Annotated in this window: 6 protein-coding genes and 2 pseudogenes; all 8 read left to right on the forward strand. The window is 64.8% G+C overall.

The genetic code is table 11. The features are described from left to right. Nucleotides 1-466, forward strand: a pseudogene (locus VHL31_RS26900) (hypothetical protein); the annotation flags it as partial. Between the two features lie 140 nt (nt 467-606). Beyond that, on the forward strand, nt 607-843 hold the full coding sequence (locus tag VHL31_RS26905; protein ID WP_414653678.1) for a transposase: 237 nt from the start codon (nt 607-609) through the stop codon (nt 841-843). A gap of 1,081 nt (nt 844-1,924) precedes the next feature. After that, nucleotides 1,925-2,743 (forward strand): ABC transporter permease, encoded by an 819-nt coding sequence (locus tag VHL31_RS08850; RefSeq protein WP_329660845.1) that lies wholly within the window; start codon nt 1,925-1,927, stop codon nt 2,741-2,743. Further along, nucleotides 2,733-4,190 (forward strand): ABC transporter ATP-binding protein, encoded by a 1,458-nt coding sequence (locus VHL31_RS08855; RefSeq protein WP_329660846.1) that lies wholly within the window; start codon nt 2,733-2,735, stop codon nt 4,188-4,190. Before VHL31_RS08850 ends, VHL31_RS08855 begins: the two co-directional genes overlap by 11 nt. Next, nucleotides 4,183-5,568: a sulfotransferase gene (locus VHL31_RS08860; protein ID WP_329660847.1), complete on the forward strand. Its 1,386-nt coding sequence runs from the start codon at nt 4,183-4,185 to the stop codon at nt 5,566-5,568. Before VHL31_RS08855 ends, VHL31_RS08860 begins: the two co-directional genes overlap by 8 nt. Nucleotides 5,569-5,737: 169 nt before the next feature. Further along, the gene (locus tag VHL31_RS08865; protein ID WP_329660848.1) at nt 5,738-7,384 is read left to right on the forward strand and encodes a glycosyltransferase family 1 protein; all 1,647 of its coding nucleotides are present in this window, start codon (nt 5,738-5,740) and stop codon (nt 7,382-7,384) included. Further along, nucleotides 7,381-8,238, forward strand: coding sequence for a glycosyltransferase family 2 protein (locus tag VHL31_RS08870; protein WP_329660849.1), 858 nt, complete (start codon nt 7,381-7,383; stop codon nt 8,236-8,238). The genes VHL31_RS08865 and VHL31_RS08870 overlap by 4 nt, the downstream gene beginning before the upstream one ends. Nucleotides 8,239-8,263: 25 nt before the next feature. Continuing rightward, nucleotides 8,264-8,516, forward strand: a pseudogene (locus VHL31_RS08875) (glycosyltransferase family 1 protein); the annotation flags it as partial.

An 8,516-nucleotide genomic window follows, 5' to 3' on the forward strand; every position in this document is an offset into this window, starting at 1 on the left:
GCGCAAGCGCTTTGCCCTGACCACAATCGGCTACGTCCACGTCTGCGAGCTGCGACTGGCCCAGGGCAAGCTCTTCATGTTCCTGGCGATCAGCCGTCAGCGGACGGCTGATCCGATCTTTGGAGGGACCGGCCAGCAGGCCCGGGAGGCGAACGGGCTTCGGCCACGTCGCCTTCCTGAGCGCCAACACCAAAGCGAGCGGCGCCGCCTTCCCGAGCGAGGTGGTCGAGGTCTTCCCCTACCGGATCCAGACCGTCCTGACCGGCCATCGATGGCCTGCTGACCATGGGTGGACCAATGGCCAAGCCAAGCGGATGAACCGGACGGTCAAGGACGACCATCAGGATCTTCCACCATGCCGACCTGCAGTCCCTACGAGCGCATGTGCTCACGTTCGCTGCCGCCTACAACTTCGTCGGACACCTCAAGGCATCGCCATGGCGGACACCCCTTCCAGGCGATCTGCGACATGTGAACGGCTGAGCCTCCATCCTCAAATGAGGGCCTGGAGCGGATCCGGGCACCCACGGGGCGGCCAGCCTGCCCCACCCATGGTCCAGCCCGAAGCCCTTCTACTGCTGCACCTGCGCGGTCTGCCGACCGCACCTGTCTGCAGGCGGCCTTGCCGTTCCTGCTGAACGGCAAGGGTACCGCCCGTCGGATTGCGACCTGGAGGAGGCCTTGGCGGATCGCTCGGGCTTTCGACGGTTCTGTGGCTTCGACCTGGAGGATGCGGCGCCGCTTCCCGCTTCCGCATCGACTTGGTGGAGGCAGGTTCGGCCAAAGCCGTCTTGGACGTGCAACTCGGGCGGCGCGGCCTGGTCATCAAGGTCGGCACGATGATCGACGTGCCCGGATGGAAGCCCACGTGAGGCACCCGCCCATGCGCGAAGGCGAAGTCCCCGCCAAGGATCCGGCTGCCGGCTCCACTTGTGGCGGCCAGCGGAGCTTCTGGGATACAAGTGCCGGAGAAGGCTGCAGCGGGAGCCTCGGACCTGATCCGCGTGGCCATCCTGTGCCGGCGCCGACATCGGCTGTGAGCGTCGCCGCCGATATGCTCGTCCGTGGCGATGAGAAGGCGGTGCTGGCGGACAAGGCTCATGAGACAGCGGGCGCGACGCTTTGGCCGAGGCTGGCACCACCGGCCGGATCATGCGCCGCCGCCATGCAGGCAGGCGCCAGCCGTCCCTCCGCGGGCTCCCGCCCGCGTCTCTGGCAGAGATCGGATCGAGCGTCTGCGATGGCAGAATTGGATGAACGTCGGGATCATGCCCCTGCGCAGTCAGGCCCTTGAAGCTCTTCGGCGCCATGAAGCGGCGCTACCTCTATGGCCACGTCCGCTACCGTGGCCTGATCCGCAGCCGATGCTGTGCTCTGGCTGCTCTGCATGGCCATGAACCTGCGAAGGGCGGATCGGCTCGTCGCCTGATCGCATCGGGTTCTCGGCACCGGTCAGGCCGATGCCAAGGAGCAAGGTGATGGGCCGTAGCTTCCTGCCGGCTACGCTGGCTCATTCCTGGCAAGGAGGGGCCAGGAGGTTTCGCGCCAGCTTGACAAGGCGTTGGGGTATAGGCGACGGCCCATCGGCCTGGCAGCAGCCACGGCGATCATGGATCGCCCAGTGGTACAGCCCGATCCCGTGCGGGCCGCCATTCATTCGCACGACCATCTCCAGCTGCCTGCCAGCCGCGAAGATGGTGCCGGCATCGGTCGCGCCACGGATCTCGGTGTCACCCGATGGGCATCCAGCCGGCTGAGGTGGGTCCATCCGTGCTCCGGCCTCTAGACGCGCCGGCAATGTCGGCCCATCAGGTCGTTCGGCTGCGGCGGGCCGAAAGCCACGCGCAACAACGGAATGCTGCGCCGCTTCGCACCGATCGCCTTGCGACGGGGCGTGCTCCTTCCACCTCGAGGTGTCCGATCGATGCAGAGCTTCAGTGCCTCGCCGCGTGAGCTGGTGGCGAGCTTGTGGCGCAACCGTCGGCTGGCGATGGCTCTGGTCGAGCGGGAGGTCGCAGGGCGCTATCGGGGCTCGTTCATGGGCATCTTCTGGTCGCTCCTGCAGCCCATGATGATGCTGGCCGTCTATACCTTCGTCTTCAGCGTCGTGTTCCAGGCACGGTGGGGAACAGGTGGCACGTCCAAGGTGGGATTCGCGCTGACCTTGTTTACGGGCCTTGTGGTCTTCAACATCTTCGCCGACTGCCTGAACCGTGCGCCTGGCCTGATCGTGGGCAACACCAATTTCGTGAAGAGGGTGATGTTCCCGATCGAGATCCTGCCCTGGGTGATCATGGGCTCGTCCCTGTTCCACGCCGCCGTCAACGTGCTGGTCTGGATGGTCTTCTACATCCTGATCATCGGCACGCCGCACCTCAGCGCCTTCCTCCTGCCTGTCGTCCTGCTGCCCTGCATCATGTTCACCATGGGCCTGTCCTGGATGCTGGCGGCGCTGGGCGTGTATCTGCGGGACGTTGCCCAGATCGTCGGGGTCGTCGTCACCGCCCTGATGTTCCTGTCGCCGATCTTCTACCCGACCTCGTCACTCCCCGAATCCTACCAGCTCCTGATGCTGGCCAACCCGCTCACCCCCTCGGTCGAGCAGGCGCGGGACGTGCTCATGTGGGGAAGGCAGCCGTCCTGGACCTTGTTCCTGGCCTATCTGGCCCTGGGGATGCTCGTGGCCTGGCTGGGGTTCGCGTGGTTTCAGAAGACCCGCAAGGGATTCGCCGATGTCCTCTGACGTTGCGATCAAGGCGCAGGGCCTGGGCAAGTGCTATCACATCTACGACAAGCCGCATGACCGCCTCCTGCAGATGCTGGCCCGCGGTCGCCGACGGTACTACCGCGAGTTCTGGGCGCTAAGGAACGTCTCGTTCGAGTTGAAGAGCGGGGAAACGGTCGGGATCGTCGGCCGCAACGGCAGCGGCAAGTCGACAATGCTGCAGCTGATCTGCGGCTTGCTGAACCCGACCGAAGGCACGGTCGACACGAGGGGACGCATCGCCGCCCTTCTCGAACTGGGGTCCGGGTTCAACCCCGAATTCACCGGCCGCGAGAACGTGTTCCTGAATGCGACCGTGCTGGGCCTCGACCGTGCCGAGATCGAGGCCCGGTTCGACCGGATCGCGGCCTTCGCCGATATCGGCGGCTTTCTCGACCAGCCGGTGAAGAGCTATTCCAGCGGCATGGCGGCAAGGCTCGGCTTCGCGGTCGCGATCAATGTCGATCCGGACATTCTCGTGGTGGACGAGGCGCTGGCCGTCGGGGACGAGGCCTTCCAGCGAAAGTGCTATGCCCGGATCGGGGCGATCCGTGACGCGGGCGGGACCATCCTGTTCGTCAGCCATTCGGGCGCGACCGTGATCGAACTGTGCGACCGGGCCATCCTGATCGATCGGGGCGAGTGCATCCTGACGGGCGATCCGAAGCAGGTGATCGCGAAATACCAACGGCTGGCCTATGCGCCGCCGGCCCAGCAGGAGCAGGTCCGCCTCACCATCCTGGCCATGCAGAAGAACGGGGACAGCGAGATCGATGCGCTCGGGGCCGACGGGGATCGGCAGGATGCCGGCGAACGCACGACCGCCGATGCCGGCCGGACCGTGCAGGCCCAGGATCATGGATCAGGCGCCTACTATGACGAGAGCCTGGTGCCGGCCAGTACCGTCAACTACATGCCGCACGGCGCGGTGATCGAGAATATCAGGATCCTGGACGCGGCCGATGCCACGGTCAACGTCATCACGTCGGGGGATCTTTATCGCTACTGCTACGACGTCCGGTTCACCGAAGGTGTCACCGGCGTTTATTTCGGGATGGTGCTCAAGACCATCACCGGTTTCGAGATCGGCGGAATGGGGTCCCACGAAGTGGCCGAATCCGAGCCCTACATCGCCGGCGGATCGCGCGTCCGCGTGACGTTCTGGTTCCGCAACCTGCTGCGCCCCGGGATCTATTTCGCGAATGCCGGGGCTTACTCCGCCACCATGGAGAACCGCGAGGTCCTGCACCGGATCATCGATGCTCACATGTTCCGCGTGGTCGCCGCCCCGTCGATGCGGTGGACCTTGAGCGGGGTCGTCGATGTTTCGGTGGCACCGCGGTGCCGGATCGATATGGTCCCCGACGACCTGCCCATGGGCCAGGTGATGACGGGATTCCGGGCAGGCAGGTCACGACATGAATGATATGGACAGCCGTTCGCTGGCGTTCCTGCTGGGCGTGCCACGCTCGGGAACGACCCTCCTGTCGCACCTGCTGGACAGCCACCCGGAGATCGCGTCGCCGCCCGAGCCATGGCTGATGCTGGCGGTGCAGGCGATGGGCGCGGTCCATCCACTTCATCCTGCCGGCAGCCAGCTGATCGGCGAAGCCTTTGCCCAATTCGTGGAGGGGCTCGATGTCGGACGGGCGCAGGCGGCCTGCGCGACGGCGCTCTACGGCGAGTACCTGCGCCGCGAGGGCAAATCGATCTTTATCGACAAGACGCCCCGGTACTATCAGATCGTCGACGAGATCGGCCGGATCTTTCCAAAGGCCAAGTTCATCTACCTGAAGCGGAACCCGTTCGCAGTAGCGGGATCGCTGAAAGCCAGCTGGAAATTCGATCTGCTTGCCGCGCTGGCCGATGCGGACGACGAGCTCCTGTTCGATCTGGTGCTCGGCTATCGCAGGTTGAACAGGTTTGCCGCTGCCAACCCGTCTCGGGTGCATGTATGCCACTATGACGATCTGGTCGCGAACACGGAGCAGGCCTTGAGGTCGGCGCTCGTCTTTCTGGGGGCCGACCCGCAGGCGGCGTCGACGCCGTTCGCCCAGGAGAGCCTGGAGCGCCGCCGCGGCCATCTGGGCGACCACAAGATCCTGGAAACGCGCTCGATCCATCAGGACAGCCTTTGGGCCTGGCGGGATGTCCTGACCCGGGAGGAGAAGCAGGCCGTCCACGATATCTTCTCCTCGGAAGAGATTGTGGCGCTTGGCTTCGGCGACCTCCTCCCGGCACTTGAGCAGGACGGCATCGTCGACAACGGGGCGGCCCTTGCGCGGGTCACTCATGCCAGGGTCGAAGGGAACTATCGGTCCCGCCAACATCTCATCGACGTGTCGACGCGCGGGCGACCCGACGCGCCGAAGATGATCGCGGCAGTCCGGAAGGCATCGAGGCAGCCGGACGACGCGATCCGGCTGCTTGGCGTCAAAGAGAGCCCCCTGGCCCTGATCGAGAGGCAGGGAGCGATGCTGAAGCAGCTGGAAGAGGAGCGGGCTTATTTTCTGGCTCGGATCTCGGAGCTTGGGCGAATATCGGAATGGATAGCGCAGGAAAAGGCGGCGCGGCAGGATCTGCAACAGGAACTGAACATCCTGTCGGACGCGGCTGCTGCGGAGCAGGCAGCGCACCAGAAGCTGGATCAGTCGTTGAATACCCTGTTGGACATGGCTGCTGTGGAACGGGCCGCGCAGCAGAAGCTGGAGCAGATGATTGGGCACGTATCAGAGGTCGTGCAAGAGACTCAAAAGGGGCTGTTCGGCCGGTTGCGACGGTATGTCGATGGCTGGCGGCGCTGAGAACGGATCCCAACGGAATGTTCGTCCGATGAACAGAGAAGGCGGCCAATGAGCTGGCCTGGGCTTGCCGGTGTCGTCGTGCTGCGGTCCCACACGAGAACCGGCACCTGTGGATCAGCAGGATAGGAGACAGCGGGCAGACCAGCATCATCCACGCGAAAGAAGCAGCATGCGCGCCCCACGCAATGTCGCGGTCGACCTGACTCCGATCCTGCCCGGCGGAGAGAACGGTGGCGCGAAGATCTTTGCCATCGAGCTGGTGAAGGCATTGGCGCAACTGGCACCGGACACACAGTTCGTCCTGTTGACCCAGCGCGCCGCCTTCGACGAACTCGCCGCCCTGGAAGGGCCCAACGTGCGCCGCCTCCTGGTACCGGGCGTGGGCGTGCTTCAGCGCGAGCAGAGCATCGGCCGGCTGTTGTATGGCCTGCGCGCCGCCGTGTTCCGCCGCGCGCCGAAGAAGCTGGCGTTCCTCATGTCGCGCATCGCGGCACGGCTCATCAAGAGAACCCTCATCCGGTCGCCGGTGGCGGACAGCAAGGCCGACCTGCTGTTCTGCCCCTTCACCGCACCGACGCTATACGAGCCGGGCGTGCCCACCGTGACGACGATCCATGACGTCCAGTACATGGTGTACCCCCAGTTCTTCGCTGCAGAGGATGCCGCCAACCGGGATCTCGCCATCAAGAACGCCTTCCGCTTCTCGGCGGCGATCGCGACCATCTCCGATCATGCGCGGGCAACCGTCCTCGCGCACAACCCGCCTGATCCGGAACGCGTGCGAACGATCCACCACCGGATGGCCCGCAGGCTGGAGAACAGCTGGTCGAACGAGGATCTGGCCGATGTCCTTACGAAGCTCGGCCTCGAACGCGGCCAGTACCTGATCTACCCCGCCAACTTCTGGCGGCACAAGAACCACGAGATGCTGCTGACGGCGTTCGCCATGGCGTGCCACCAGGGGCTGCCGGACCAGATCCGGCTGGTCTGCACCGGCGCTCCGGGTGAAAGACGCGATCATCTGATGCGCCTGGCTGCACGGATGCAGCTAAGCCAGAAGGTCAGCTTTCCGGGACATCTCGCGGAGGCCGAGTTCGCCGCACTGGTGAGCGGTGCCCGCGGGCTCGTCTTCCCGTCGCTGTTCGAAGGGTTCGGGCTGCCGGTGGTCGAGGCGATGGCGCTCGGCGTGCCGGTGGCATGCAGCGACGTGACCTCGCTGCCGGAGATAGCGAGCGGTGCCGCGCTGATGTTCGACCCGCGCATGCCAGGTGACGTGGCCGCGGCGATCATGCGCCTTGCGACCGACGATGCCGCCAGAGAAGCATGGGCATCGGAGGGAAGACGCCGGGCTGAGCAGTTCTCCGACGTCGGGGTGATGGCGCGCGAGTACTGGGATCTGTTCGGCTTCGCGCTGGAAAATGTCGGCGAGCACCGCCGGCTCTCTGGCATCCATGGCGATGGCTGGGCCGGCGCCGAAATTACCCTGGAGTTGTCCCGAGGCTTTGATGCCACCGCTGTCGAGCTTGATGTCCTGGCGCCCGACTGGCTACCTCATGCCATGGTCCTGCTTGCTGCCGGCTCGTCTGACGGTACGCAGACTGCACCGCAGCCGCTGGCCAGGGGCGAACGCACCACGCTCCGGTTCGACCTGCCGGGTGGTACTGGGGGTATCAGGATCCGGATCACGCCCTCGTTCGTCCCTTCGAGCTTCGGCCCGAGCCGGGATCATCGCGAGCTGTCTGTCATGATCGAGCGCTGCGACCTGGTCCTGCCCCAGGGTGATCGCCTCCGGCTGTTTCCGGAGTCCCATGGATGACGGTCTGCGTGATCACGCCTTCCTTCAACCAGGGACGCTTCATCCAGCGCACGATCGACAGCGTGATCGGACAGGACGTACCGGACCTGGAATATGTCGTGTTCGATGGCGGCAGCACCGACGAGACCATCGACGTCCTCCGTCGCTACGATCCTTGCCTGACCTGGGTGAGCGAGAAGGATCGGGGCCAATCGCACGCGGTGAACAAGGGCCTGCAGGCGACGCGGGCACCCGTCATCGGCTGGCTGAACTCGGACGACATCTACTATCCCGGGGCCATCAAGAAGGTGCTCGACTTCTTCGATGGGAATCCGGACGTCGACGTCATCTATGGCATGGCGGAGCATATCGACATCAATGATCGGGCTTTCGAGCCCTATCCCACGGAACCCTGGGACCCCGACCGGCTTCGCGACACGTGCTTCATCTGCCAGCCCTCGGTGTTCTTCCGTCGCAGCGTGGTCCAGCGGTGGGGGATGCTCGACGAGCGCCTGAACTACTGCATGGACTACGAATACTGGCTTCGTCTGGCCGCCAGGGGGGCGAAGTTCCATTACATGCAAGAGAAGCTGTCAGGATCACGGCTCTATGCCGAAAACAAGACGCTCGGTTCCCGCGTGAAGGTTCATGCCGAAATCAACGACATGCAGCGCCGCCTGCTCGGCAGGGTCCAGGATGCTTGGCTCTACAACTATGCGCATGCCGTCGTGGATGCCCGTATCGATCGATCGAAGCATCCGCGGCGTTTCGTGATCGAACTCGGCCTAAGGTCCTGGCTGGCCGCTATCCGATGGAACCACAGCGTGTCACCGGACATGCGTCGGCTGACGGGGAAATGGCTTCTTGGCCGGTGAGACGAGCCGAACGACGAGAGAAGCAATGCATATCGGGTTCGACGTGAGCCAGACCGGCACGGGCAAGGCCGGCTGCGGCTACTTCGCCGATGCCATGGCGCGTGCTCTGACCGACGTCGCGCCCGAGCACAGCTACGCCTTCTATCCCAGTTTCGGGGACTTCTACTTCGATCCCAAGGTACCCGCGCGCAATCCCTATCCCGGCCGCACAGTATGCTATGGCCCGCGGTTCCTGACCCATGAGAGCGCCGCCACGTTCTGGAACGCGGAGCAGCTCG

The sequence above is a fragment of the Geminicoccus sp. genome, from assembly GCF_036263595.1.
Classification (GTDB): Bacteria; Pseudomonadota; Alphaproteobacteria; order Geminicoccales; family Geminicoccaceae; genus Geminicoccus.

Coding starts and splice junctions, on each gene's coding strand:
- VHL31_RS08850 (WP_329660845.1), top strand. CDS start 1,925: ATGCAGAGCTTCAGTGCCTCGCCGCGTGAGCTGGTGGCGAGCTTGTGG.
- VHL31_RS08855 (WP_329660846.1), top strand. CDS start 2,733: ATGTCCTCTGACGTTGCGATCAAGGCGCAGGGCCTGGGCAAGTGCTAT.
- VHL31_RS08860 (WP_329660847.1), top strand. CDS start 4,183: ATGAATGATATGGACAGCCGTTCGCTGGCGTTCCTGCTGGGCGTGCCA.
- VHL31_RS08865 (WP_329660848.1), top strand. CDS start 5,738: ATGCGCGCCCCACGCAATGTCGCGGTCGACCTGACTCCGATCCTGCCC.
- VHL31_RS08870 (WP_329660849.1), top strand. CDS start 7,381: ATGACGGTCTGCGTGATCACGCCTTCCTTCAACCAGGGACGCTTCATC.